This is a genomic window from Prevotella communis (assembly GCF_022024175.1).
In the GTDB taxonomy this organism is placed as follows: Bacteria; Bacteroidota; Bacteroidia; order Bacteroidales; family Bacteroidaceae; genus Prevotella; species Prevotella communis.
Genome location: NZ_CP091794.1, coordinates 958729 through 985165, shown reverse-complemented (window position 1 = coordinate 985165; position 26437 = coordinate 958729). Strand labels below are relative to the sequence as shown.

Sequence of the window (26437 nt, the reverse complement as noted above, 5' to 3'; positions counted from 1 at the left end):
TCTTTCGTTTATACTAAACAGTTAAAAAACAAACTGCAATGTCTGAACAAGAGAAATGGAAATGGCAAGAGCCAGGCACAACATGGAAAGGGATAGGCCTATATCATATCACCTTGACGATTACCGACCGACAACCCTTATTGGGTACACTCGCCATCACAAATAATGATCCCACTACGGCTAAAGTGCTACGTACTGCTTTGGGGAATGCATTGATAGATTGCCTATTAAGCATTCCGCACCATCACCCAGAGGTACAAGTACTACATTTTTGTCTGATGCCTGATCATTTGCATGCCGTCCTGTATGTAAGGCACGCCATGCCTTCAGGTATTGCAGCTTTAGTACGAGGTTTCTGGCAAGCCTCTAAAAAACTTGGGCGCGCTTCTTCCATTACTGCTACTTCTTCCATTACTGCTGCTTCTTCCATTACTCCGAATGCCATTCGGAGAGAAGACCAAGAAGAGCTCAACGACAGCCAAACCCTTCGAGAAGCGACAAACCGCCTCGAAGCCTTTTCTAATTCTTTGCGAAAGCAGATGGGCGATGAAAACTATTACCAACTTCCGCCGGTATTTCAAGAGATGCCTTTTATCCACCCTATGGGACATAACACACAACTGCCCAACACCATCCGCTATATTGATATGAATCCACAGCGCCTGGCTACAAAGCGCCTAAAGCCTGGTTTATTCCGCGTACAAAAGAATATTACAATTGGTGAACGCAAATATGACGGAGTTGGAAATACAACGATACTGACAGGCGAACATTTTAAGCCTGTACATGTGCGCCAAACTATGGTAAAAGCTGCACAGCACGGGGATAACGCAACGCTACGCAATTACATGAATTCATGTGTGCTGAAAGCACGCAAAGGTATAGTAATGATATCGCCATTCATCTCTACACAGGAGAAGCAAGTCATGCAGGTCTTATTGCGAGAACAACTACCATTCATCCTTCTCGCGGACAATGGTTTCCGAGACTATTACAAGCCATCAGACATTCTTTTTGATGCCTGTGCTGCAGGGCTTGTGCTTATCCTCAGCCCTTGGCCGTATGACGCAAAAAAACGCCATATCACTCGTGAGGAATGTGTTGCACTCAATGCTATGGCGGAAGAAATATGCAATTACTTATCGATATAGCTTCTATTCTATTGTTCTGTGACAGTTACAGTTGTGACAATTAAAAAATTAGAGCACGTGCAGACTCCCGAAGCAACAATTTGCCAAAAATGCAAGCACCAGTACCCTAAATCGAGGTACCGGTGCTTGTAATGATAAGTAGTTGGCCACAAATCATGGTCCCGTCACTTAGTATCTAGTGGGATTGCCCTCCAGCGGGGCTCTTGCATGACGCCCTTGTTGCCGTCAATGCCTTTAAAGGAATCAATGTCAATGTTGTATTTTTTCGGCTGCATCACGATGCGATACTTCTTTTTGGTGATCTTGAGCTTTACTGTCTCCATGCCGATATAACGGACGCGAATCTTATGTTTTTTATTCGTGACGCCAAGCGTGAAGTACCCATTGACATCGGTAACTGTTCTTTCTATAGGACGATTATACTCGTCAACCTCCTCGATGCCAGCACCTATCAGCGGACCGTTAGCATCGCTCACCGTACCACGGATTGTCATGACGGGCTTTTCTCCCTTCACCACTTTCAGGGCTTGAGGCGCCGCCTTCGGCTTAACAGTAACAATCGGTTCCTGTTCCTCGACGCCTTGCTTTCCGTTAATTCTTGCATGAGGGAAAGATTTCCAAATAGCATCTTCCGTCACTTTTTTAATCTCGCCATATATGGTCAGATTGTCTATCTGCAGATTGTAGAACCAGTCGGGCAGTTCCACTTCATTAGTAAAATAGAGGGTCAGCTTCTTTATGTATGGCAACTGGGCAAGATGTTCAGGCACTTTGTTCACGCGCAACTCGATGCCAGAGAAAAGACCATCACCGCTGTCCATTTTCTGGAGTCGCTTCACAATACTGTCGCTGCCTTCCATCTGCCTCACCACCCAGCCCATCTTTGGTTTCATGGCACCCGTCTTAAGGTCCACATCAGCTCCTATGAAACCGGCCACGAGCTGCAGAGGAGTCTCTGAGAAGACAGTACCGTCGACAGGGCTGACAATCTGGTACTTAAAATCCACATACACCCGCTCCGATGGCATCTTATGCGTGCAAGGTACCTGGTCGAGCGTATGTCCATTCTCATCGGGAAAGAACTTGAGAATCCAGCCATCCAGTTCTGTGGGGTGTCCGGGAATGCATCCGCCGCCATCCAACTTATCAACACGCTGTTTCTTCACCATTCCTTGCCAGAAGACTTGATTGGCTTTGCCTTCAGAGGCTTTTACGAACTCCGTAAGGATGGGGATGAGGTTCTGTGTCCAGTCGCCCACGCCGTACTTCTCCAATTGCTGCGTTTTCTCCACAACTTTCTGCCAGTCCTGAGGCGTACCTGTAAGCGTGATAGTCGGAATGCCACAGGCTATGCGGACTACCACATAGTCGAAATAGCTCTTCACGGTCTCCATCAGCGTAATCTGCGAGGTGATACGCTCTGTGGTGCCCGTGGTAGAGAAGTCGGCGGTGATGGTCTGGGCAATGTCGCCCTTGGTATTGTCGCTGATCTGTGCCGTGAAGTCGCTCATCAGCTTCTCCCAGTCAGCATCCTCAGAGAGCAAGTCCTTCTCCGACTGCACCACGAGGTCCATCTTACCATCGTGGCTCACCAGCTGATGGCGCATCTGTTCAGAGTGGGCATTGACATAGCGGGCGAAGCCCTGACTGACGAGCACCCACATCATGTCGGGCGAGAGCACCAGCGGACGATGCTCGGCATAGGCCCTCACAATGGTTTGGAAGAACACATCCTTGCCTGTGATGGTGAAGAACTTCTCGTTGTCGGCAAAGCTTCTGGCTATCATGGCGTGGGTGTCACCAGGTACGCCCTCTTCGCTAAAGATACGACTGAGCGCCTTGTCTCCACTCTCCAGCAATTCTTCCATAGGAACCTTTTCTTTAACGGGCGCGAGGTTCTCATCGACCACAAAGGTGACGCCATTCTGGGCACCTGCCAGACTGACCATGAAAGTCAGCGCAATCATAGTTACATACTTTTTCATAAGATAAGGATTGGTTTTTATTTCGTTTCTAATGATCCGTCAAAGCTTATCGGGTCGCGGTTCAGCGAGCGCACACGAATAAACGCTTCACCAGAGTCGTAGATATCAACCACATAGTGGTAGGTGTCCTCCTTGGTCTTCACGTCGATGTCTATCTGCGTGTATTTCCCCTTGGGGTTGCTCTCCTGATACTGACGCACACGCTCCTCGAAGTTCAGCCCTATGGTAGGCGACAGCGAGGGAGCGCTCTGCACCTGTCCCAGATAGGGCAGATAACTGCGCAGCGTGTCGCCACGAAGTTCCAGAAAGAAATCGGTGGAAACCATTTTTGAACCATAGCGCATGGTGTTCATCGAGGTGATGTCGATATGCCAGTGCTTATCGGCAATGGCACCAAGCACCGCCATCTGTTTCCTTTCCTTCTTCGTGAGGTCTCGGCGTACAATTTGCTGATCGCTCCAGTTCTTCAAGTCCTTCCATCCCTCTGGCACCCCACTCTTGCCCTTCCCGTCAGCAAGATTCAAACCATCGTCCTCGCCATCACCAGAAGTGGTATGAGGGGTCCAACCGATATCATAACGCCTGCCCACAGCCATTTTCGATGTCGAAGCAAGGAGCAACTCGCCTCTGGGCGATGCGATATTGGGGATAGTCTGCGGGGAGGTGCGACGAGGGCGCTCCACTTTATCCGTTGACGCAGCGACAGTTTCTTGCAGCTCTGAAGTTGTATCCCCCCGTTGCGTCACCGACTGCTCCGCAGCAGGTTGCTCAAGGGTCTTCATCTCAGCCTTTGAGTCCTCTATCACGGGTTCCGACAGGGCCGGCAATGGCTTTTCCGGAGTCTGCTGCGCCAAGAGCGGAGCCTCGTCAGACGACGTTTGCGAGAAATTCACCAGCACCAGCAGGAGAATGCTGGCAGCAATAGCCACAGCACCATACATCCACTTGCGCTTTAGCCCCCTCTCCTTTTGAAAAGGAGGGGTTGCGAGGTTCCCCATCAACCTGTCGTTCAGGTCGGCAGACATCGGCTCCAGCCGCTGCTCGCGCCTGTTGACAGCCTCTTGCAGGTTCTTATCATCTCTGATGTTGTTCATACTTCAGCTTTTTTAATCATTCTGTAGAGTTTCTTGCGTATCCGACTCAGTTGCGAGCCTACGGTAGAGGTGTTTGAGCCAGTAACAAAAGCGATGTCGGCCAGACTCATATTGTCATAGTAAAACATGCTCACCACGGCCTGTTCATGGGGCGACAGCCTGTCAAGCGCCTTTTCCAACTGCCGGATGGTCTGTTCGTTCTGCAACGCATCCTCAGGCTCCCCCATCTCGTCAATGCCCCAACAGCCATCGTCCATCGATATGATGCCGGGCCTCTTGCCCCTGACAAAGTTGAGCGACTCGTGATAGGCAATGCTCTTAAGCCATGTGGCAAACGACGACTGACTTCTGTTGAAGCCCTCAATGCCTCGTAAGGCCCTGACAAACACGTCCTGATAGACCTCCTCAGCATCCTCGCGACACACCACAATACGCTGTATCATGCGATACACCGCAGGACCATAGGTCTTTAGCAGCCATTGGCAGGCAGCAGGCTGGTGATGTTGCAGGTCGCGAATCAGGTTTTCTGTTACTTGCTCCATTTCTTGACGTCTTCTACTAATATATACACACAAATCCAGAAATTATTGCAATGATTTTCATCTTTTGTGTAAAAAAAATATAGAAGGAGCAAAAAGTACAATACAGAGGCCCGATATATATATCAAAAAAAACACCCTTTTATGTTAATCTTCGAAAAAATTAATTGTTTTTCCAACAATTTTATTACCTTTGCGTCTCAAAAACTAGAAAATTGTAAGTTTATGTCTAATTGTAACACATTTGTCGGTTCCAAAATTAAGGGACTCCGAGAGAGCAAGAATCTCTCGCTTGAAGAGATTGCAGAACGTAGCGGCCTTACCGTAGAGCAGATAACATCTATAGAAAACGATCAAAACCTACCCTCACTAGGTCCGCTCATCAAGATTGCCCGTGCCCTTGGCGTACGTCTGGGCACCTTTATGGACGACAATGACGCATTAGGCCCCGTGGTATGCCGTGCTGCCGAACGCGAAGCCACGCGCAGCATCAGCTTCTCCAATGGAGCCACCGATGCCCGCAAGCATATGGAGTATCACCCCCTGGCTCAGCAGAAAGCCGGTCGCCACATGGAGCCCTTCGTGATTGACATCAATCCCGAGGACACCCCCTCTTTCCAACTCTCAGCCCACGAAGGCGAGGAGTTTATCTACGTGATGCAGGGCGAGGTAGAGATTGTCTATGGCAAGGAGACCTATCATCTGAACGAGGGCGACTCCATCTTCTACGACAGCATTGTGAACCACCACGTGCACGGTGCCCCAGGCAAAAGCGCCAAGATTCTGGCCGTAGTTTACATTCCATTTTAATGCATTAGACATTAAAGGTTAAACATTAAAAATTAAGGATTAAGATGAGTGATGTAAAGTACGATATGGCAGGCCGTCCGTTGCCTGATAGAACATACCCTGCAGAGACAGGAAGTGAAGGCTACCACTTATGGGAACGCACTCTGGGCGATTGGCTGGAATACTGGGCAGAGACAACCCCAGACAAAGAATATATTGTTTACTCAGACCGCGACCTGCGCTTCACCTGGTCGCAATTCAACGAGCGCGTGGATAATCTGGCAAAAGGTCTGATATCCATCGGCGTAAAGAAAGGCTCCAACGTAGGTATCTGGGCCACCAACGTGCCCGACTGGCTCACCTTCCTCTATGCCACAGCCAAGATTGGCGCCGTGCTTGTGACGGTAAACACCAACTATAAGCAAAACGAGCTGGAGTATCTCTGTAAGGACTCCGATATGGAGGTGCTCTGTATTACCGATGGCACATGGGATTGTAACTACGTCGATATGACCTACACCATGTTGCCCGAGTTGAAAAACTGCGAACGCGGTCATCTGAACAGCAAGCAGTTCCCCCACCTGAAGAATGTGGTCTATATCGGTATGGAGAAATACCGCGGCATGTACAACACCGCCGAACTGCTGCTTCTTGGTCAGAACATAGAAGACGGTGTGCTCAACGAGATGAAGAAGAACGTAAACTGCCACGACGTGTGCAACATGCAGTACACCTCTGGCACCACGGGCTTCCCCAAGGGCGTTATGCTGACCCACTACGGCATCTCCAACGACGGTTATTTCACGGGCGAGAACATGGGCTTCACACAAGACGACAAGCTCTGCGTCTGCGTGCCCCTGTTCCACTGCTTCGGCGTGGTGCTCGCCACGATGAACTGTCTGACCCACGGCTGCACGGAGGTGATGGTCGAGAAGTTCGACCCCCTCGTGGTGCTCGCCTCTATCCATAAGGAGCGCTGTACAGCCGTCTATGGCGTGCCCACCATGTTTATCGCTGAGCTCAACCACCCCATGTTCTCCATGTTTGACCTCAGTTGTCTGCGCACGGGTATCATGGCAGGCTCACTCTGTCCTGTAGAACTGATGAAGCAGGTCAGCGAGAAGATGTTCATGACCATCACCAGCGTCTATGGCCTCACCGAGTCGTCGCCAGGTATGACCCAGACCTGCCTGAACGACACCTTCGAACAGCGCTGCACCACCGTAGGCCGCGACTTCCCCTTTGTCGATGTCAAGGTGCTCGACCCCGAGACCGGCGAGGAGTGTCCCGTTGGCGTGCAGGGCGAGATGTGCTGCAAGGGCTTCAACGTGATGAAGGGCTACTACAAGAACCCCACCGCCACCGCTGAGGTTATCGACAAAAACGGCTATCTCCACTCAGGCGACCTGGGCGTAAAAGACGAGCAAGGCTTCTATAAGATCACAGGTCGTATCAAGGATATGATTATCCGTGGTGGTGAGAATATCTACCCCCGCGAGATCGAGGAGTTCCTCTACCACATGCCCGGCATCCGCGACGTGCAGGTAGCAGCCGTACCTTCCAAGAAATATGGCGAGGCCGTAGGTGCCTTCATCATCCTGGAAGAGGGTGCCAAGATGACTGCCGAGGATGTGCAGCTCTTCTGCCGCGGCAAAATAGCCCGCTACAAGATACCAAAGTACGTCTTCTTCATCGACCAGTTCCCCCTCACCGGCTCTGGCAAGATTCAGAAGTTCAAGTTGAAGGAAATGAGCCTGAAGCTCTGCGAGGAGCAAGGCATCGAAGTGGTATGAAGAAAATCCTCCTGTCCACACTTTTCCTCGTCCTGGCCGCACTTACAGCAGAGGCACAAGTTGACCTCATCGGCTCATGGACGGGCAAACTTGACCTAGGCGTTGGCAAACTGACGCTGGTGTTCCATCTGAAGCAGGCCGACGGCCGTGTGAAAGTGACGATGGACAGTCCTGACCAGAGCGCCAATGGCATACCGTGCAGCAACGATTTCCTGTCCGACGACTCGCTGGCAGTAAGTGTCAGAGGCATCAACGCTTCTTACAGCGGACGCCTGAAGGACGGCAAGATTGTGGGCACGTTCAAGCAGAACGGCATGTCGCTGCCGCTGGTGCTCACCAAGAGTACGGAGGAACCCAAACGTCCGCAGAATCCACAGCCGCCATTCCCGTATACTACCGAGGAGGTGACGTTCCGCAACGAGCGCGACGGCGCCACGCTGGCGGGAACGCTGACATGGCCCGTAGGCTATCATCCCAAGTCGAAAAAGAAGCCCCTCGTTGTCCTGTTTGTCACGGGCAGCGGTCAGGAGAACCGCGACGAGGAAATCTACGAGCACAAGCCTTTCCTGGTCATTGCCGACTATCTGGCACGCCAGGGCATCGCCTCATTGCGCTATGACGACCGTGCCACGGGAGCCTCCAAGGGCGGCGACGTAAGGAATGCCACCACCGAGGACTTCGCCCGCGATGCCGCCGCCGGACTGGCATATCTGCGCAGCCGCAAGGCCTTCGCCAAGGTCGGCATCATAGGTCACAGCGAAGGTGGTGCTATCGCCTTCATCCTTGGCGCACAGGGAAAGACCGACTTCCTGGTCTCTCTGGCAGGTCCTGGAGTGAAGGGAGACACGCTGGGTGCATCGCAGCAAAACAAAGTAATGGAGATGTCGGGACTGCCAGCCACCGTCACGGCAGAGCAAATCCGAAAAGATCCCAAAATCCAGGATATCCCCTGGTTCCAATGGTTTAACAACTATGACCCCTCTGCCGACATTGCCGCCACGCGCTGCCCTGTCTTTGCCCTCAATGGCGACCGCGACTGGCAGGTCATTTCCTCGCTCAATCTTACCGCTATTCAGCGCCTGCTGCCCAAGTCGAAGTATAACCAGACAAAGGAATACCCCGGCCTGAACCACCTCTTCCAGCACAGCGCCACGGGCCAGCCCTATGAGTACCGACAAATAGAGGAAACCATATCGCCCGAAGTACTCAGCGACATCGCAGAGTGGATAAACAAGTTGTAAGTATTTTCGCAATGCCAAAATAAAAGCTCTCTCACATGAAATATTCCTCCAAAAGGAGTGATTTTCTCAGATTTTATTTGTACCTTTGCCACGTCATTGATGATTTTGCTTGTCGTTAAACGCAGCACTAAGGTAAGTGAAAAATCTGGCATAGCAAAATCCTGAGCCGCTCGGCTTTGCCGCTTCGCGCGTCGAAGAACTTTTTGTTGCTCAGGAACTTGTAAATAATGTTAAACTAAAATGCTGCGGAATTTAGGTCAATGAAGAAAATTGCGTGTTTATTTTTGGTATGTGTGTCTGCTGTTATGGCAGTTGCACAGAGGTATCGGAATGATTTTATTTCTCCGACTGACGGGCAGCGTTCATTGATAATATGGCAATGGATGGATGGGCTTGTCAGTAAGGAGGCTATCACGAAAGATCTGGAGGCTTTCAAGGCTGCTGGACTATCTGGCGTACAAAATTTTCAGATTGGCGGTGACCAGCAAAGCAGGATTGGTGACCCCACCTGCGCTATCGGTTCAGAGAAATGGAAGTCTATGATGCGTTGGACGATGGATGAGTGCCAGCGTCTCGGACTCACCTTCGGTACCCACAACTGCCCCGGATGGTCATCAAGTGCCTACGGAACAGTGACACCGGAATATAGCATGCAGAAACTTGTGTTCTCAGAAACAAAGATGCCCGACACAGCTGTTGGCAAAGGCAAGAAAAAAACTATCTTTATTAGTGTCGCACTCCCTCGTCCAAAGGTTGACGAAAAATACAACTATTACGAAGACATCTGCCTCTTGGCACTTCCTGACGACAGCATTGTCATGAAGGAAAACATAATAGACCTGACACAGTATTTTGACAAGTCATCTCAGATAGCAAACATTCCTTCTGCCCTTGCCAAAGACATTTCCGGGTATAGCCTTCTGCGTTTCGGACACACGACAAACGGAAAGACCAACGAAGCACAAGCCCCTCTGTCGGGACAAGGGCTGGAGTGTGACAAGATGAACAGGGTGGCTGTTAAGGCCTTTTGGGATGCATATCCACAGATGCTCATAGACATTGCAGGACCTCATGCCGGCAAAACGTTTAATATAATAGAGATAGACAGCTATGAGGCTGGCGGTCAGGATTGGAGTGTGGTTTTGCCAGATGAGTTCTTGAAACGGAAGAAATATGACATACTGCCATACCTGCCTTACATCGTAGAGCGCAACATCATCGGCAGTAAGGAAGAGTCGGCACGATTCAAGAAAGACCTTGTAGATGTTGTCACCTCACTCTTTGCAGAAAACTATTATGGCTATATGAATCAGCTGGCACGCAAGACACCCGGTATGCAGCTGCTGATAGAGCCGTACGGTACAGGCGGGCAGAAGCCATTCCAAGTGCTCGATATCAACAAGATACTCAAGGAGGCAAACAGCGCAGTCATAGCGACAGAATTCTGGGTAAAGCCCGAGACATGGGGTTGGAAAGACATGAAGCGTCATGAGCAGGTGATGAGAAATCTGCAACGCCCGTTGCTTGCCGCAGAAGCCTTTACGTGCTGGCCTCTTCACGCATGGAAAGACGACCCGCAATCCTTAAAGCCGATATGCGACAAAGCCTACTGCAATGGTGTTAACAGGATGATGCTCCATGCAGGCGCCTGCAACCCTTGGACAAATGTAGAGCCGGGAATGTCATTCGGCATCTGGGGCACACATTTTGTACCCAATCAGACATGGTGGAAAGCTGGTGGAGCACGCGCACTATTCGACTACATGGCACGCTGTCAGTCGCTCCTGCAACGTGGTGTGCCGACGAAACAGCAATGGAAGGGAACGGATAAGTTCATGACCTATCAGCGCACTGACGAAGATAATGACATACTGTTCCTCTGTAATCCTACAAACGAAAGCGTATCAGACACAATCCGGCTTGCCTCCGTTGCCAAAGGCAGGAAACTGGAGATATGGGATGCATACAATCTTACTATGCAGAAGATAGACGACAGACCTATGATACTCTCCATAGAGCCGTACGGTTCAAGATTTATCATTATCTCAGATACAGAGACATCTTCTGAAACGCCACGTCCTGAAAACCAACTGCTAACCTCACTCCCGACCTGCGATGGCAGGACAGAGATAGACAAAGGGTGGAAGGTGGCTTTTCACTATAAAGACGCTGATGACATCATTGTTGATAATGACACTCTGTTCGACTGGACGACATCCTCTGACAGCAACGTAAGATATTTCTCAGGGACAGCGACATACAGCAATTCGTTTACCATTAAGAAACTGAAGAAAGACGCACGCTATATCATCAGCTTAGGTCAAGTAAAAAACCTTGCCTCTGTAACCGTCAATGGCAAGCCCTTCCCCACTCTATGGAAGGCACCATTCCTATTGGATATCACCTCTGCCATACATAAAGGCATCAACACCATAAGCATTGACGTTACCAACCTGTGGCCTAACCGCATGATAGGCGATGAGCAGGAGCCAGACGACATAGAATGGTCAGAACCCCTGACATACACCTATGCCCCAGGCAGTCCTACGGCAGGTCGTTATATGGCAAAGCTTCCCGAGTGGCTGAGCAATGGCACCCCACGCCCCTCCAAAGGAAGAAAGACCGTCGGGTGCTTCAAGTTCTTCACAAAAGAATCCCCCCTGCTTCCATCAGGATTGTTGGGTTCTATAGAACTATTGACTACGAAAACAAGATAAACTTCAAGACAGCCCTTGCTGCTTGCGATATTCCTGTGGTGTTGTCCCGGAATCACCAGAGACAGGAACTTTGATTCACGTTAAGGAGTTGTATCAGTTGACCTGTACCTGAGATTCCCCTACAAAAGGAGGGGAGGGTCTAAGATTTTTTGCTTACCTTTGCCCTGTAAAAAAAATGTTTATGAAGAAGCTGTTATTCACAATCTCTATCACTGTTGTAGCGTCGATAAACTGTATGGCGCAAGGCTATCGCAACCCTGTGCTTCCCGGCTTTCATGCCGACCCAAGTGTGTGTACTGACGGCAAGGATTTCTACCTTGTGAACAGTACGTTTCAGTATTTCCCAGGTGTACCAGTCTTCCACAGCAAAGACCTGATACATTGGGAGCAGGTAGGAAATTGCCTCTCACGCAAATCGCAGCTTGACCTCTCAGGACTATACTCGCAAAACCAGCCAGAACTGGGTTGGACCAATGCGGGCATCTATGCACCGACCATCCGCTATCACAAGGGCCGCTATTATATGGTGACCACCATTTTTCCTTCACGTCGTCATTTCTACGTATGGACAGACGACCCCTCCAAAGAATGGTCTGACCCCGTATTCATAGACTTTGCCATTGGCAGTTGCGACCCTACCCTATTCTGGGACGAAGGGAAGTGCTATTTCTTATGGAAAGCGGCTGGCGACGAGACACGACCGGGAATCAAGCCGGGCGACATCAACATCTGCGAGATTGACATTAATACCGGCCGGCGCACAGGCGATATTCATCACTTGGGAACAGGGCTCGGCGGACGTTATCCTGAAGGTCCGCACATATACAAAAAGGACGGCTACTACTACATGATGCTTGCCGAAGGGGGCACGGAACATGGGCACCATGTCAACATCTTGCGAAGCCGTTCGCTGTTCGGCCCCTACGAACCGAATCCTGCCAACCCCATTCTGACGCATTTCAGCATGAAGATGCAGAACAGCAATATTCAAGGACTGGGGCATGCAGACCTCATACAAGCGCCTGACTCATCGTGGTGGATGATATGTCTGGGTTATCGCACCAGCGGCTACCTCTTGCATGTGATGGGACGCGAGACCATGCTTGCACCGGTGCGTTGGGACAAGAATGCTTGGCCTGTGGTCAATGGTGACGGCACTTTGGCCACAGACATGAAGTGCAACACCTTGCCGCAAGTGCCAACGCCCCTTGACCCTGTTCGCGAAGAGTTCAATTTCGTCAAGCGCAATGTACCAGCCGACAGTTACAGCAGCATCGGTTTGCCTTGGGGATGGATGAGTATCGGTAATCCCGATTATTCCTGCTATTCGCTCACCGAGCGAAAAGGCTGGCTGCGCCTGCATCCCACTTCTACGACGCTCGATGCAGCCACCTCGCCCACCTTTGTGACAAGGCGGCAGACAGAGCTGCGTTTCAACGCCACCGCACTTATCGATGCATCGCATCTAGCAGAAGGCTCTCAGGCAGGAATCACGGCCTACGCAGCGCCCCTGAATCATTATGATGTGATGGTGGAACGAAAGAACGGAAAGCTATTGGCTAAGTCAAATATCCGTGTGGGAGCACTCAGCCATACCGGCCAACCCGTTGAACTGAAAGGCACTCAGGCCTTCATACGCATCGGTTCCGACAAGGACTATTACTACATGCAAGTATCTGCTGATGGCAAATCGTTCGCCACACTCGCCAAGATGGATTTCCGCTACCTTTCAACTGAGGTGATAGGCGGTTTCACGGGTGTTATGCTTGGTTTGTTTGCCCAAGGTGACAGCAGAGACGGATATGCAGATTTTGATTGGTTTGAATATGACAATGCTGTCACAACTTCGAAAACGTTTTGATTTCTGCCTGCATAATTAAAATGAAGAGAAAAAATATCTAGTGAAATCAGGAAAAGTCAGCGCACGGCATTAGGAATATCATGTTGTCACTGGGCGGGTGAGTAACTGAATAAACATTAAAATTTTTTGTTATCTCGGCCTTTTCCACTAACTTTGCACGCAATTATCGGAAAAGAAGGAAAAAAATGAGACCACTGATACTGATTTCCAACGATGATGGCTATCAGGCTAAGGGCATCCGCTCGCTGACGGCTATGCTGGAAGATATTGCCGACATCATAGTATGTGCACCTGATGATGCCCGCTCGGGCTTCTCGTGCGCTTTCTCGGCAACCATACCCCTCAAGCTGACCCTCAGGGAGAAGCGCGAGGGTGTGACGGTCTATTCGTGCAACGGTGCACCTGTGGACTGCGTAAAAATGGCGCTGCAGAATATCTGCGAGCGTCGTCCTGATATGATTATCGGAGGCATCAACCACGGCGACAATGCCTCGGTGAATGCCCACTATAGCGGCACGATGGGCGTGACGATAGAGGGTTGTCTGAAGTACATACCCAGCGTGGCCTATTCGCTGTGCGACCACCGCGAGGATGCCGATTTTGAGCCCCTGCGCCCCTATATCCGCAAGTTCACGGAGAAGGTGCTGAAAGAGGGACTGCCCAAGGGTATCTGTCTGAACGTGAATTTCCCCGCGGCCAAGGCGTTCAAGGGCGTGAAGGTATGCCGCATGGGCTTCGGCTCATGGCAGAACGAGACCACGAAGTGTCATCATCCACGTGGGTATGACTACTGGTGGATGGTGGGCCATTACCACAACGACGAGCCCGAGGCTACGGATACCGACCGCTGGGCACTGGATAACGGATACGTGGCCATCACCCCAACAGAGATAGACCTCACGGCCTATGCCTTCATGAGTCAGAAGGAGTCCTGGGAAGAATAACTCTTAACTCCCCCCATCTCTTAACTCTTAACTCTTAACTAAATGAAGTATTACCTCATAGCTGGCGAAGCCTCTGGCGACCTCCACGCATCACGTCTGATGCGGTCGCTGAAGGCATGCGACGCAGAAGCGGAGTTCCGTTTCTACGGCGGCGACCTGATGCAGGCCGAGGGTGGCACCTTGGTGAAACACTATAGCGAGATGGCCTACATGGGGTTTGTGCCCGTATTGCTGCATCTGCCCACCATCCTGAGGAACATGAGGCAATGCAAGGAGGACATACGCCGCTGGATGCCCGACGTGGTGATTCTGGTGGACTACCCGGGCTTCAACCTGAAGATTGCGGATTACGTGAAACGCCACAGCATCTGTCCTGTATACTACTATATCTCACCCAAGATATGGGCGTGGAAGGAGTATCGCATCAAGGATATCAAGCGCAATGTAGACGAGCTCTTCTCTATCCTGCCCTTCGAGGTGGATTTCTTTGAGAGGAAGCACCACTACCCTATCCACTATGTGGGGAATCCGACAGCAGATGAGGTTAAGGAGTGGCGGCTCACCCCTCCATCACAGGGAGGGGACGGGGGAGGGTCTCCCGTTATTGCGCTGCTGGCTGGCTCCAGAAAGCAGGAGATTAAGGATAACCTGCCGACGATGATCAGGGCGGCACAGAAGTTTGAGAAAAACTACCAGTTGGTGCTGGCTGGCGCACCTGGCATCGACGAGGCTTACTATCAGAGATTCCTGGAGGGTACCAACGTGAGACTGGTGAAGAACCAGACCTACGACCTGTTGTCGAAAGCGCATGCTGCCCTCGTCACCAGCGGCACGGCAACACTCGAGACGGCCCTGTTTGGTGTGCCTCAGGTAGTATGCTACGAGACACCCCTACCCTGGCTTATCGGTTGGCTGCGCAAGAAACTGCTGAAGGTAAAATATGTCTCGCTGGTCAACCTGATTGCCGACCGTGAGGTGGTGCGCGAACTGGTAGCCGACTCGTTCAGTCAGGCCAACATAGAGCATGAACTGGAGCTCGTCCTCGACGGCCCAGCCCGACAGCAGATGCTTGAAGGCTACGAAGAGGTGTGGCAACGGTTGGGCAAAGAGAAAGCGCCGGATAATGCCGCAAGACTCATCACGCAGATTCTAAGAGAGCGTCTTTAACCCCTTGTTCTTTTGTCTTTCCTGCCAGATTTCAAACGAATTAATGATATTCTGCCACAGGATATAGCAGCCGGGACCTACGGAGGATAGTGGGTTCAGGTAGGTGATTCCCAGCCAGATAGCGAAGGCGGTGTTCTTCTGCCCCAGTGCCTGACCAGCCTCCTGGGCACGTCCGAAGAAATGGCCGATGAAGCGACCCACGGCAAACTGGATGATGCAGAGCACCAGGCCCAACAGGGCTATCATGCCAAGGAACACCACGGAGGCCTCAGCATGGAGGATATTCTTCACGGTGGTGCCTGTGACAATCATCAGCGAACAGCCCCAGAGGTAGAACGACAGGTCCTTGACGCTGATAATCTTCTGGTGAAAACGATGCATGGTGTGCTTCACGATATAGGCCAGCAGCATGGGCACTACCAGCAGCACCACGACCTGATAGAGTATCTTCAGGAAGGCACTCATAAAGGAGATATCGGCTCCCTTCTCAATCATCGGGAAACAAATGGGTACCATCAGCACCGTGATGAAATTGGAAAGGAAAGTATAGGTGGTGGTCTGTTCCAGCGAGCCGCCCAACTTCTGGGTTACCACAGCGGCGGCGGTGGCACAAGGAGAAATAATGCACATCAGCAGAGCCTCCAACAGAATAAGGGTAGAGTGAAAAGTGAATAGTGAAGCGCTCGACCTCAGGTCGCTTGCTACCGAAGGGACGCAAGAATTTGCTACCGCACGAGGCAAGCTCAGTATCAATGCCATCACGATACCGATGAACAGCAGGTTGAAGATGCTCACCCACAGATGCCACCACACGGGGCGCATCTGATGGAAATCGACCTTGCAGAAGGTCACAAAGAGTATCAGGAACATAAACAGGGGCAGGATGGCCTCCATCACGGGGTCAAAAAACAGGGCTGCCCCGTCCAGCTGTGGCACGTAGGCAAACACCAGATACAACAGCGCTCCCATACCCATTGATACGGGCAGCGTCCAGTCTTTCAGGAATCTAATCACATTCATACAGTGTGCAAAGTTACGAATTAATTGATAATTGATAATGTATCGCGGGGAATTATTTGGTTATTGGCGTTTGTTTATTGACAATGAATAATTTTTAGTACCTTTGCACACGCAATGAAACAATACAATACTTATATATTCGACCTCGACGGCACGCTGCTGGACACGCTCGACGACCTGACAGCTGCCGTGAACTACGCCTTGCGACAGCACGGGATGCCCGAGCATACACGCGAGGAGGTACGCCACATGGTGGGCAACGGCGTGCGCCTGCTGATGGTGAGGGCCGTGCCCGATGGCGACAAGAACCCTCGTTTCGACGATGCCTTCCGCACCTTCCGCGAATACTATATGGAACATTCCCTGGACACCACGCGTCCCTACGACGGGATTCCCGAACTGCTGGCCGCACTGCGTCAGCAGGGCAAGCGCGTGGCCGTGGTCAGCAATAAGTTCTATGCTGCCACCCGCGAACTCTGCCGCCATTTCTTCGCAGACACCGTAGAGGTAGCCATTGGCGAACATGAGGCCGAGGGTATCCGTAAGAAGCCCGCCCCCGACACCGTGATTGAAGCCTTCCGCCAACTGGGTGTCAGCAAGGAGAATGCCGTGTATGTAGGCGATAGCGACGTGGACCTGCAGACAGCCGTCAACTCGGGTCTGCCCTGCATCAGCGTGCTATGGGGTTTCCGTGACCAGGCTTTCCTGGAGGCACACGGCGCCACCACCTTTGCCCGTAAGCCCGGGGAGATACTTCAGTAACTGTCGCTGGGATTTTCCACCTGCGTCTTTGGCCAATTGACCAAAAACACCTGTTCGGTGGCACGCGTCAGGGCGGTATAGAGCCAATGGAAATAGTCGGGCGTGAGCATATCATCCGTCATATACCCCTGGTCTATATACACATGCGCCCACTGGCCGCCCTGCGCCTTGTGGCAGGTGGCAGCATAGGCGAACTTGATTTGCAGGGCGTTGTAGTACTTGTCGTCCTTGAGTTTCTTCAGGCGTTCTGATTTATAGGGCACATCCATATAGTCCTCCATCACCTGGGTATACAACTGCTCCTGCTGTTCGCGCGTCAGGGCAGGCGCCTCGGTAGTGAGCGTGTCGAGCAGGGTGATAGCCGTGAGCTCGTAGTCGTCGTAGTCTGGGAAGGTCATGGTGACCTCAGCAAAGCGGAAGCCATAGAGCTCCTGGACGTTGCGCACGCGCTGAACGACCGCGATGTCGCCATTGGCAATGAAGCTGATATTCCCTTCAATGCCCTCGCTCTTCACCCAGTAATAGTTATTCTTCACGATCATGATACGGTCACCACGACAGAGTTCGTCCTCACGATCGAGGACCGTATTGCGGATGCCCTGGTTATAGATATTGGCCCGCTTGTTGGAACGCGTCACCACCAGCGTCTCGTCCATGCCCACATGACTGAAGCTCGAGGCCAGCGACTCAATGAGTTCATCACCGGGCACGCTCACGATATCAGGAAAACCGTCAAGGCGGATCTTTGGCAACTCACATCTGCCATCAGCCATCATACATCTTACCTCGGTGGCATTCCACAGAATCCCAGAGTCCTCAGCCTGGCGCAGCACCTCGGTGAGGTCGGCCTCATAGACATTCATGCCGTAGCCACGCAGCACATGGGCTATCAGCGCCGGACTCTCTTCCTCGCCCACAGGGGGCAACTGGGCACGGTCGCCGATAAGCAGCAGACGGCAGTTTTTATAGTTATAGACAAAACGGATCAGGTCATCGAGCAAGGGCGTATCGGCATTGGCTATCATCGAGGCCTCGTCAACGATGAAAAGCGTGTCCTGGGCGGCATTGAATCCAAGACTGAAGGCAGAGAGGTCGGCAGCCGTCTTCTGACGGTAGATACGACGGTGGATGGTATAAGCCGGTGTACCGGAATAGTTGGAGAAGACCTTGGCAGCACGGCCGGTTGGCGCCATCAGCACCAGTTTCTGTTTCATGGCAAGCATGCCACGCACAATGGCAGAGGCCAGCGTGGTCTTACCCGTACCGGCCGAACCACGAAGCACCATGACCACCTGCTCGTCGCGGTCGGTCATAAACGTGGCAAACGTCTGCAGGGCCGCATGCTGCTCTGGGGTAGGCAAATGTCCAAAATGCGTCTCTATCTGGTAAATCAGCTCGTCTTGAATCATACAATATGCAAAGGTAAGAAAAAAAATAAGAATTAAGAATTAAGAATTAAGAATTATTTTTGTAATTTTGCAGCAAAATTACAAAAACAGATGCCAGAAATCAGTAACACAAAGCAACGGCTCACCATCCGCATAGGACGGGGCACCTTGTCGTTTTCGCAACCTACGGACGACGGAACGGATGTGATGTTTGAACCATACGTGGTGAAAAGCGGCATATCTATGGCTGCCAACCTGCGCGAGGCTTTCAAGACCAGCGAACTGCTGATGAATCCGCCCAAGCGTGTCAGGGTGGTGCTTGACGCTGATGTGCTGATGGTTCCCGTGGAGAGCTTCCACGAAGAACAGGCAGAGACGCTCTATTTCCATGCTTTCCCCAGCAAGGAGCCCCTGGCTGTATACTATAACGTGCTGCCAGACCTGAACAGCGTGGCTGTCTATGCGATGAACAAGGACCTGAGACTGGTTATCGACGACCATTTCCAGGATGTCAACATGATCATTGCGCTCTCTACCGTATGGCGTCACCTGCATCAGCGCAGCTTTACCGGCACGCGCAGCAAACTCTATGGTTACTTCCACGAGAAGCGACTGGAGATATTCAGTTTCCAGCAGAACAGGTTCAAGTTCTGCAACTCGTTTGATGCATCACGCGCCCACGACTCACTCTACTTCCTGCTCTACGTATGGAAGCAGCTGCAACTGGAGCCTGAGCACGACGAACTGCATATTGTGGGCGATATTCCCGAACAGGAATGGCTGCTCAAGGAACTGAAGAAATTCCTGCAGAATGCCTACGTGATTAATCCTGCGGCCGACTTCAACCGTCATCCCGTGACAACAATCAAGTCGATGCCCTACGACCTCCAGACGCTGTTTATCAAGGGAAGATGAGGGATGAAGGCTGAGGGCTGAGGGATGAAGGCTGATGGAAGATGTAAGATGGAAGATGTAAGATAGCATGAGAATTATTACTGGAAAATATAAAGGAAGACATTTCGAGATTCCTCGCTCTTTCAAGGCGAGGCCTACAACGGATTTTGCCAAGGAGAATATCTTTAACGTGCTGACACAGTATATTGACTTCGAGGAAGCCACAGCACTGGACCTGTTCTCTGGCACAGGCAGCATCTCCCTGGAACTCATGTCGCGTGGTTGCCTGCAGGTGGTCAGCGTCGAGATGGACCGCGACCATCATCGCTTCATCTGCGAGTGCATCAAGAAACTGGGCGACAAGAGTTGTATACCCCTGCGTGCCGATGTCTTTAAATTCCTGAAAGCCTGTCACCAGCAATATGATTTTATCTTTGCCGACCCTCCCTATGCGCTGAAGGAGATTCCGCAGATACCCGACCTGGTTTTTGAAAAGGGACTGTTGAAAGAGAATGGCATGTTTGTACTGGAGCACGGCAAAGACCATGACTTCAGTCAGCATCCGCATTTCATAGAACACAGAAGTTATGGCAGCGTGAATTTCTCGTTGTTTAGAGCAGAGGCGACAGCAGACGCATAACCGACTCGCCTAAGCGCACCAGGAACTTTGGATGGAGGCGTTTAGGCAGGGCGGACAGTGGTGTGGACTGACGGGCATCACGCAGGAAAATATCCTTCATCTGTAATGCCACAGCCTCGTCGTACACAAACGTATTAGCTTCAAAATTATTCAGGAACGAACGGAAATCGATGTTCGTAGAGCCGCATGTCGTGGTATGGTCATCACATACCAGCGTCTTGGCATGCAGAAAACGCGGTTCGTAGAGAAGTATCTGGATACCAGCCTCTTGCGCCTCACGCAGATAGGACCTGCTACCCCACTCTACAAACCAGCCATCGGTCTTGCGCGGCACCATCACCCTGACATCAACACCCGATGCCACGGCCGTCTTCAGCGCAAAGAAGATGGTCTCCGTAGGCAGGAAATAGGGCGACTGGATATAGATATAGCGCTTGGCCGACAGGATGATGCGCAGATAGCCCTGCATAATCTCGGGATAAGGTGCCAGGGGCGCCGACGTGACGGTCTGGAGGAGCGCACCGTGAGCATCTTCCGCCGACTTGGGATAATAGCGCTTGTCACTCAACTGCGTGCGGTCCACGAAATACCAGTCGATGAGGAAGGCACGCTGCAGGGAGTAGACACCACTACCCTCGATGCGCATCATCGTGTCGCGCCATCCTCGCTGATGACGGCCCTTCACATAGCGCAAGGCGAAATTCATGCCACCGATATAGCCTACCCTGCCATCGACGATGAAAATCTTACGATGGTTGCGGTAGTTCATCTTACGTGCAAACGTGGGGAAACGTACGGGCATGAAGGCTTCCACCTCGACTCCCTCGATACGCATCCGCTCAAAGAAACGGTTGTCCACGCTCCAGCATCCCACGGCATCATAGAGCACACGCACCTCCACGCCCTCACGAGCCTTGGCTATCAGGGCATCAGAGATGAGTCGTCCCAGGGCATCGTCCTCAAAGATATAGACATCAATATGGATATGGTCCCGCGCAGAGGCGATGTCACGCAGCAGCGACGGGAAGAAATCATAGCCATCCGTCAGGATCTCCACCTTATTATTATTAAAGGGAAGGGAGAAACTCTGGTTGATGAACAGGTCGATAACCGGACGACTGAGTTCCGGCAACTGGAGATCGCCCTGTTCGATGAAGCCCGACATGGAACGGCGGGTGAGCTGATCCATGGAACGCTGGCTAACCATGCGTTCACGACGGGTGTTGACGCCCAGGAACAGATAGGCGATGATACCCACTACAGGCACGAAGAAAATCACCATACCCCATGCCATCGTCTTCGAAGGCTGACGATTATCCAGGACTACATGAATAATCGTTGCTACCACGATAATCTGATAGATGAGGAGTATGATGCTGTGCCAGGACATAGGGGTTGAGTTTTGAGGTTGGAGATTGGAGGTTGGAGATTTATTCTATGTCGATGAGCTTATGGGTCTGCAACGACAGGCGCCACTTGGGATGCTGCTTGATATATTCCACGCAGGCCTGCGTAATAACCTTATTGCGCTCAGGGTCGCCCGTGTCGCAGGGCTGCAGGTAATAATAATCCGCTTCGAGCTCAAAGTCCGACACATGTTCGGCATCCGTAAAGACCACCTTCACCTCGCTACAACGCTGGTGAACGGGTTTCTGCTTGGGTGATACCGTGAGCCAGTCGAGATTCTGGGGAGCAGGACGCGTGCCGTTGCTCTCCATCGCCACCTCATAGCCATGCTGATGCAGGAAGTCCACGAAGGCCTCATCGACCTGCAACGTGGGTTCGCCGCCAGTCAGGACAATCAGAGGTTTGATGGCTGATGGCTGAGGGCTGAGAGCCTCAACCTCTGCCATAATCTCCTCGTTGCTCATCTCGCGATAGGACTCAAACTCCGTATCGCAAAACGAGCAGCGCAGGTTGCAACCAGCAAAGCGGATGAAGACAGCAGCACGCCCCGTGTTGCGTCCCTCACCCTGCAAAGAATAGAAAATATTATTTACCCTCATGCGGTAGCAAATTTTTCACTATTCACTTTTCACTCATCCTTTTCATACGCCGCGAGGTTGCCCTCGCTCTCCTGTACCTCAGCACGGTAGCAGGTAGGGATCTGCTCTACACACCAACGGGCGATATTCTCTGCCGTGGGGTTGAAAGGCAGCACATCGTTCAGATTCTGATGGTCCAACGTTCCCTTGATCTTACGCTTGATCTCGGTAAAGTCGACCACCATACCATTCTGGTTTAACTCCTTGGCACGGCAGTAAAGGGTGATAATCCAGTTGTGACCGTGCAAGTTTGAACACTTACTCTCATAGTCCAGCACCAAGTGATGGCTGGCTGATACTTCTAATTTTTTCTGAATGTAATACATAATTCGTTTTAGACAACGAGATCGGTGCCCAGGCGCTTGGCCAGTTCATCACGAAGCTCTTTGGTTTCCTTATGTTCCTTTAATAATTTCATCATTTGTTCAACATCAGAGCCCACCTGTAGCAACTGACGCTGAATCTCTTTTAATCTATTCTCTACAATGTTGAGACGGAAGTCCATCACAAGATGGATGACGCGCTGACGCAAGGCCCCCTCACGAGGTTCCAATACGAAGCGTCCGCCCAACTGATGACGGTCGATGGCCAGGCGGGTGGCCAGTTGACTGACCTGCACATCGGCGTGATTACAAAAATATGACTCGGCCTTGAAACCAGGCTTCTCACTCTGCTCTACGGCCTCCTCCAGAATCTGGTTGTGGATGGGAAGAGCAAAAGAGAGTCCGTCCTGCGACAGGTCGAAGTGGACATACTGTGCCACATTGAGCGAGATGGTTCCACCTTCCTCTGTCTCCACATCCTCGAAGATGATTTCCTCACCATGACGCACGATCTCGCGAACAAGCATCTGCTCGACCTCAGAAGCCTGCTCTGTGGGCGAGTGAAGCGCCAGCAGGTCGTCCTCGTTCATCTGCGGCTGTGGTATTTCCTGCTCATTCTGAGGCTCGCGCCCTTGCTGTCGTGCGCTGTCTTTTCCTTTATCCTCCAGGTTCTTTTGGATGTATTTATTCATCTCTGCCACCAGCGTCTGCTCCTTCATATTGATGCGATGGGCAAAATCGCTGAGGTAGGTGGAGCGCAGAATCTGGTCTGGAATCACGGAGATACTCTTCACGATGCCACCGATAGCCTCGGAGCGTTTCACGGGGTCTGTGACGTTCTCTACCGTGAGTCGGCTCTTGAAGGTAATGAAGTCGGTCTGGTTCTCCTCGATATAGCGCTTCAGGTCCTCCGTAGAGTGCTTGCGGGCAAACGAGTCGGGGTCGTCGCCATCGGGCAACAGCAGCACCTTGATGTTCATCCCCTCCTCCAGGAGCATGTCCGTGCCTCGCATGGCAGCATGTATACCAGCCTCATCACCATCATACAGCAAGGTGATATTATTGGTGAAGCGGTGAAGCATGTGTATCTGGTAGGTTGACAACGCCGTACCACTATTGGCCACCACGTTCTCGATGCCGGCCTGATGCATGGCGATGACGTCGGTATAGCCCTCCACCATGAACACGCGGTCTTCCTTCACAATAGCCTTCTTGGCCTGATAGATGCCATAGAGCTCACGTTCCTTGTGATAGATATCCGAGTCGGGCGAGTTGACATATTTCTGTGCCACACCCTTCGTCCTGCTGTCCAGCACACGGCCACCAAAGGCCACCACCTTGCCGCTGACATTGAACCAGGGGAAAATGGCACGACCGGCATAGCGGTCATATACTCCCTTCTCGCCCTCAATGCACAGACCAGTCTTTACCAGGAACTCTGGCTTATAGCCCTTGGCTTTGGAAGCCAGCGCCAAAGCGTCACGTTTCTGAGGCGCATAGCCCAACTGGAATTTCTCTATGATATCATCGCGGATGCCACGACTGCGGAAATACTGTTTGCCGATGGCGATGCCGTCAGGGTCGTTCTTTAGAATATCGTGGAACCAATCCTTTGCCCACTCGTTGACGATGAACATCGACTCGCGCTCGCTCTGTGCCTCGCGCTCCTCGTCGGTCATCTCCTTTTCGACAATCTCGATGTTGTATTTCTTAGCCAACCAGCGCAGCGCCTCTGGATAGGTAATCTGCTCGTGCTCCATCAGGAAGTTGGCTGGGGTACCACCCTTTCCGCATACGAAACAGTGGCAGATATTCTTCGACGGCGACACCATGAACGACGGGTTACGGTCGTCGTGGAAAGGGCACAAGCCCTTATAGTTCACGCCACTCTTCTTAAGTGTCACAAACTCTCCCACCACATCTACGATGCGGGCAGCATCGATAATCTTGTCAACCGTCGCTCTATCAATCATCTTTTCTTATTTCTTTGGTAAGGTGAACACGAAACGTGCACCTGCTGTATAACTTGTATCGAGCACCACATCGCCACCCAGTCGGCGGGCGATACTGCGGGCCACGGTAAGACCGATGCCGGCGCCATCGTAGTATTCATTCAACTGTACAAACTCATCAAAGATATGTTCGGCTTCTTCTGCAGGGATACCGATACCCGTATCCTCCACAGCAAACTGCACGAAATGCTTGTCGGCCGACTGTGACACGAGGAGACGGATGGTGCCCTGACGCAGGTCCTCGCCCGACGGCTGCATGAACTTACGGGCATTACCTATCAGGAAGTAGATCGTGCGGACAGCCTGTTTCAGGTTGGTCTGCAGCATCAGGTCTGTCACGTCGTCATCGATATGGCATTCAAAGTCTGTCATCTCGAAACTGCGGACGCCCGACTGCTCAATAGCATCCTCGGCAATCTTCGCAGGTGTCACCTCGTCCTCGCGCTCTATAATCTTCTCGCTGTTAGCCTCACTCAGCTCCAGCATCTTATTCACCAGGTTGACGATACGGCCCGTGCTCTCGGCAATACGATGGTTGATGCTGCGACGCACATCGGGATCCAACGGGTCGTTCTTGGCAGTCAGAATCTGCGAGAAGCCCGACAGCACATTCAGCGGCGTGCGTATCTCGTGGGATATCTGATGGATAAAGTCGGTCTTCATCTTCAGAGAGACCTCAGCACGCTCGCGCGCCACCTTCAGTTCGTTATTACGCTGAGCCAGTTCGCAGTTCTTCTTCTTCAGGCGGCGTGCTGCATAGTAGATAATCAGCATGATAATCAGCAGCGTCACGGCAGCCAGCGTGGTGATGATGGTGATAAACTTACTGCGCTGAAGCACAGAATGGATTTCCATCTCCTCAAGACGTGTCTCGTGCTCGGCATTGGCCGTCTCCAGTTCATCCACCTTGAACATCGTACGGAGCTCGTTCAACTGCGTACGTGTGTTGGCCTGATTCAGCGAGTCGCTCAGGGCTAAGGTACGGGCATACATCATTGCGGCTTCCTTATAGCGGCCTGCACGCATCAAGATATCTGCGCGCTGCTTATGTACAGGAATCAGGGTGGGCTTATCGTCGATGACGCTACACATCCTGATACGCTCCGCATTCAGATCGAGGGCCTCATCATAGCGACCCTGCAACATACGCAACTTGGCACGATAGAACAGCAGGAACAAGTATTCGTAGCTTTTCTTGCCGGGCAGGTTCTTCTCTACCTCGTCCAGATATTTCTCTCCCTCTTCCAACTTACCCTTTCCCAGTTTAGCCTGAGCACAAGCAATGAAATAGTTGGCAAGAAGGATTTCCCTATCACGTTCATCCCCCTTTGCGAACCTGTTTTCTATCACCTGCCACCACTGGTGGGTCACGCTGTCCAGTTTCTCATAACGCTTCAGCGACTCCAGAGCATCACAATAGTAGGGATACATCTCCAGCAGCACCTCAGGGTCTATCTTCTGCATCAGGGGGATACTCTTCTCGAAAGCATCGGCCGACTCCTCAATATGGCTCATGCTGTAATAGACATTTCCCATATTGAAATAGGCCATCGACTCACCATATTCAGAACCCACGCGGTGGGCCTCCTCATACATCATCTTCACCTCACGGAGTGCCTGATTGTATTGGCCGGTGAAATGATAAGCCCCCACCAGCATGTGCCACGCTTGCATCTTCTTGCGCACCATACCGTGCTTCTCGCAGAATGTCATCATATCGCGCGAGAGGTGGAAGATGGAGTCATAGATTGCCACATTGAAATAATCGAGGATGCGATCCACACGCGCCTCGGCTTCGCTGGCAGCATTACCCTGACGACGGGCTTCTGCCTGCCATTCGTCAAGGCATCGCAACTGGAGCTTGAAGTCGCCAACCAAGAGGCTCTGGTTATAGATTTCCTCCATGGTATTCAACTTCTTCTCACCTTTCTGATGAGACATCACCTGACGCAGGGAGTCCATTGTATGTTGCGGAGTGACTGCTGCCGAAAGGCTGGCGCCCCACAGCATCGTCACAAGCACGAGAGCCGTTTTCCTATATTTATTCCGGCTTATGGATAAATTCATTGTTC

Annotated in this window: 21 protein-coding genes; 11 read left to right on the top strand and 10 right to left on the bottom strand. The window is 51.7% G+C overall.

What is annotated here, in order from left to right; translation table 11 throughout:
* Positions 1-38: 38 nt before the first annotated feature.
* Positions 39-1151 carry a hypothetical protein gene (locus L6466_RS03860; protein ID WP_237802024.1) on the top strand — a complete coding sequence of 371 codons (1113 nt, stop codon included), beginning with the start codon at positions 39-41 and terminating at the stop codon, positions 1149-1151.
* A 164-nt stretch (positions 1152-1315) separates the two neighbouring features.
* Here the strand turns inward: L6466_RS03860 and L6466_RS03855 are convergent, their stop codons facing one another.
* The 3 genes from L6466_RS03855 to L6466_RS03845 are packed head-to-tail and all read right to left on the bottom strand — an operon-like array spanning position 1316 to position 4772.
* Positions 1316-3136, bottom strand: a complete 1821-nt coding sequence (locus L6466_RS03855) for a DUF4419 domain-containing protein (RefSeq protein ID WP_237802025.1) — start codon at positions 3134-3136, stop codon at positions 1316-1318.
* Between the two features lie 17 nt (positions 3137-3153).
* Positions 3154-4230: a DUF4251 domain-containing protein gene (locus tag L6466_RS03850; RefSeq protein WP_237802026.1), complete on the bottom strand. Its 1077-nt coding sequence runs from the start codon at positions 4228-4230 to the stop codon at positions 3154-3156.
* On the bottom strand, positions 4227-4772 hold the full coding sequence (locus L6466_RS03845; RefSeq protein ID WP_237802027.1) for an RNA polymerase sigma factor: 546 nt from the start codon (positions 4770-4772) through the stop codon (positions 4227-4229). Before L6466_RS03845 ends, L6466_RS03850 begins: the two co-directional genes overlap by 4 nt.
* Positions 4773-4994: 222 nt before the next feature.
* Between L6466_RS03845 and L6466_RS03840 the strand changes: the two genes are divergently transcribed.
* The 7 genes from L6466_RS03840 (at position 4995) to lpxB (ending at position 15281) form a co-directional block, all read left to right on the top strand.
* Positions 4995-5579 (top strand): helix-turn-helix domain-containing protein, encoded by a 585-nt coding sequence (locus L6466_RS03840; RefSeq protein ID WP_091817047.1) that lies wholly within the window; start codon positions 4995-4997, stop codon positions 5577-5579.
* A 44-nt stretch (positions 5580-5623) separates the two neighbouring features.
* Positions 5624-7351: an AMP-binding protein gene (locus L6466_RS03835; protein WP_431356506.1), complete on the top strand. Its 1728-nt coding sequence runs from the start codon at positions 5624-5626 to the stop codon at positions 7349-7351.
* Positions 7348-8592, top strand: a complete 1245-nt coding sequence (locus L6466_RS03830) for an alpha/beta hydrolase (protein ID WP_237793282.1) — start codon at positions 7348-7350, stop codon at positions 8590-8592. Before L6466_RS03835 ends, L6466_RS03830 begins: the two co-directional genes overlap by 4 nt.
* A gap of 260 nt (positions 8593-8852) precedes the next feature.
* A complete protein-coding gene (locus L6466_RS03825; protein WP_348535388.1) occupies positions 8853-11309 on the top strand; it encodes a glycosyl hydrolase in 2457 nt (818 codons plus the stop codon).
* Positions 11310-11490: 181 nt separating this feature from the next.
* Positions 11491-13170 (top strand): glycoside hydrolase family 43 protein, encoded by a 1680-nt coding sequence (locus L6466_RS03820; RefSeq protein WP_237802029.1) that lies wholly within the window; start codon positions 11491-11493, stop codon positions 13168-13170.
* A 185-nt stretch (positions 13171-13355) separates the two neighbouring features.
* Positions 13356-14114: a 5'/3'-nucleotidase SurE gene (gene surE / locus L6466_RS03815; protein ID WP_237793285.1), complete on the top strand. Its 759-nt coding sequence runs from the start codon at positions 13356-13358 to the stop codon at positions 14112-14114.
* Between the two features lie 42 nt (positions 14115-14156).
* Entirely contained in the window at positions 14157-15281 is a 1125-nt protein-coding gene (gene lpxB, locus L6466_RS03810; RefSeq protein ID WP_237802030.1) for a lipid-A-disaccharide synthase, read from the top strand.
* On the opposite strand, the gene L6466_RS03805 is transcribed toward lpxB, so the two are convergent.
* A complete protein-coding gene (locus L6466_RS03805; RefSeq protein ID WP_237802031.1) occupies positions 15264-16301 on the bottom strand; it encodes a bile acid:sodium symporter family protein in 1038 nt (345 codons plus the stop codon). The two genes, lpxB and L6466_RS03805, sit on opposite strands and share 18 nt — an antisense overlap.
* A 114-nt stretch (positions 16302-16415) precedes the next feature.
* On the opposite strand from L6466_RS03805, the gene L6466_RS03800 reads away from it, so the two are divergent.
* Entirely contained in the window at positions 16416-17063 is a 648-nt protein-coding gene (locus L6466_RS03800; protein ID WP_091817014.1) for an HAD family hydrolase, read from the top strand.
* On the opposite strand, the gene L6466_RS03795 is transcribed toward L6466_RS03800, so the two are convergent.
* On the bottom strand, positions 17057-18472 hold the full coding sequence (locus L6466_RS03795; protein ID WP_237802032.1) for an ATP-dependent DNA helicase: 1416 nt from the start codon (positions 18470-18472) through the stop codon (positions 17057-17059). The two genes, L6466_RS03800 and L6466_RS03795, sit on opposite strands and share 7 nt — an antisense overlap.
* Before the next feature lie 90 nt (positions 18473-18562).
* On the opposite strand from L6466_RS03795, the gene L6466_RS03790 reads away from it, so the two are divergent.
* Complete coding sequence (locus L6466_RS03790) at positions 18563-19366, top strand: DUF3822 family protein (RefSeq protein WP_091817008.1); 804 nt, start codon at positions 18563-18565, stop codon at positions 19364-19366.
* 67 nt (positions 19367-19433) lie between these two features.
* Complete coding sequence (gene rsmD / locus L6466_RS03785) at positions 19434-19985, top strand: 16S rRNA (guanine(966)-N(2))-methyltransferase RsmD (protein WP_237802033.1); 552 nt, start codon at positions 19434-19436, stop codon at positions 19983-19985.
* Here rsmD and cls read toward each other — a convergent pair.
* Genes cls through L6466_RS03760 form a run of 5 tightly spaced genes read right to left on the bottom strand, consistent with a single transcriptional unit; the run spans position 19957 to position 26432 of the window.
* A complete protein-coding gene (gene cls, locus L6466_RS03780; protein ID WP_091817002.1) occupies positions 19957-21375 on the bottom strand; it encodes a cardiolipin synthase in 1419 nt (472 codons plus the stop codon). The two genes, rsmD and cls, sit on opposite strands and share 29 nt — an antisense overlap.
* 40 nt (positions 21376-21415) lie before the next feature.
* Positions 21416-21991, bottom strand: a complete 576-nt coding sequence (locus tag L6466_RS03775) for a 7-carboxy-7-deazaguanine synthase QueE (RefSeq protein ID WP_237802034.1) — start codon at positions 21989-21991, stop codon at positions 21416-21418.
* A gap of 29 nt (positions 21992-22020) precedes the next feature.
* On the bottom strand, positions 22021-22356 hold the full coding sequence (locus L6466_RS03770; RefSeq protein WP_091816996.1) for a 6-pyruvoyl trahydropterin synthase family protein: 336 nt from the start codon (positions 22354-22356) through the stop codon (positions 22021-22023).
* 8 nt (positions 22357-22364) lie between these two features.
* Entirely contained in the window at positions 22365-24326 is a 1962-nt protein-coding gene (gene dnaG / locus L6466_RS03765) for a DNA primase (protein ID WP_237802035.1), read from the bottom strand.
* 6 nt (positions 24327-24332) lie between these two features.
* A complete protein-coding gene (locus tag L6466_RS03760) occupies positions 24333-26432 on the bottom strand; it encodes a tetratricopeptide repeat-containing sensor histidine kinase (protein ID WP_237802036.1) in 2100 nt (699 codons plus the stop codon).
* Positions 26433-26437: the final 5 nt, after the last annotated feature.

Bases quoted from the DNA above. Each gene is read 5' to 3' on its own strand.
- L6466_RS03820 (WP_237802029.1), top strand. From the start codon at position 11,491: ATGAAGAAGCTGTTATTCACAATCTCTATCACTGTTGTAGCGTCGATA.
- L6466_RS03835 (WP_431356506.1), top strand. From the start codon at position 5,624: ATGAGTGATGTAAAGTACGATATGGCAGGCCGTCCGTTGCCTGATAGA.
- rsmD (WP_237802033.1), top strand. From the start codon at position 19,434: ATGAGAATTATTACTGGAAAATATAAAGGAAGACATTTCGAGATTCCT.
- lpxB (WP_237802030.1), top strand. From the start codon at position 14,157: ATGAAGTATTACCTCATAGCTGGCGAAGCCTCTGGCGACCTCCACGCA.
- L6466_RS03800 (WP_091817014.1), top strand. From the start codon at position 16,416: ATGAAACAATACAATACTTATATATTCGACCTCGACGGCACGCTGCTG.
- L6466_RS03860 (WP_237802024.1), top strand. From the start codon at position 39: ATGTCTGAACAAGAGAAATGGAAATGGCAAGAGCCAGGCACAACATGG.
- L6466_RS03845 (WP_237802027.1), bottom strand. From the start codon at position 4,772: ATGGAGCAAGTAACAGAAAACCTGATTCGCGACCTGCAACATCACCAG.
- L6466_RS03795 (WP_237802032.1), bottom strand. From the start codon at position 18,472: ATGATTCAAGACGAGCTGATTTACCAGATAGAGACGCATTTTGGACAT.
- L6466_RS03805 (WP_237802031.1), bottom strand. From the start codon at position 16,301: ATGAATGTGATTAGATTCCTGAAAGACTGGACGCTGCCCGTATCAATG.
- dnaG (WP_237802035.1), bottom strand. From the start codon at position 24,326: ATGATTGATAGAGCGACGGTTGACAAGATTATCGATGCTGCCCGCATC.
- L6466_RS03775 (WP_237802034.1), bottom strand. From the start codon at position 21,991: ATGAGGGTAAATAATATTTTCTATTCTTTGCAGGGTGAGGGACGCAAC.
- L6466_RS03840 (WP_091817047.1), top strand. From the start codon at position 4,995: ATGTCTAATTGTAACACATTTGTCGGTTCCAAAATTAAGGGACTCCGA.
- surE (WP_237793285.1), top strand. From the start codon at position 13,356: ATGAGACCACTGATACTGATTTCCAACGATGATGGCTATCAGGCTAAG.
- L6466_RS03850 (WP_237802026.1), bottom strand. From the start codon at position 4,230: ATGAACAACATCAGAGATGATAAGAACCTGCAAGAGGCTGTCAACAGG.
- L6466_RS03760 (WP_237802036.1), bottom strand. From the start codon at position 26,432: ATGAATTTATCCATAAGCCGGAATAAATATAGGAAAACGGCTCTCGTG.
- L6466_RS03790 (WP_091817008.1), top strand. From the start codon at position 18,563: ATGCCAGAAATCAGTAACACAAAGCAACGGCTCACCATCCGCATAGGA.
- L6466_RS03825 (WP_348535388.1), top strand. From the start codon at position 8,853: ATGAAGAAAATTGCGTGTTTATTTTTGGTATGTGTGTCTGCTGTTATG.
- L6466_RS03830 (WP_237793282.1), top strand. From the start codon at position 7,348: ATGAAGAAAATCCTCCTGTCCACACTTTTCCTCGTCCTGGCCGCACTT.
- L6466_RS03855 (WP_237802025.1), bottom strand. From the start codon at position 3,136: ATGAAAAAGTATGTAACTATGATTGCGCTGACTTTCATGGTCAGTCTG.
- cls (WP_091817002.1), bottom strand. From the start codon at position 21,375: ATGTCCTGGCACAGCATCATACTCCTCATCTATCAGATTATCGTGGTA.
- L6466_RS03770 (WP_091816996.1), bottom strand. From the start codon at position 22,356: ATGTATTACATTCAGAAAAAATTAGAAGTATCAGCCAGCCATCACTTG.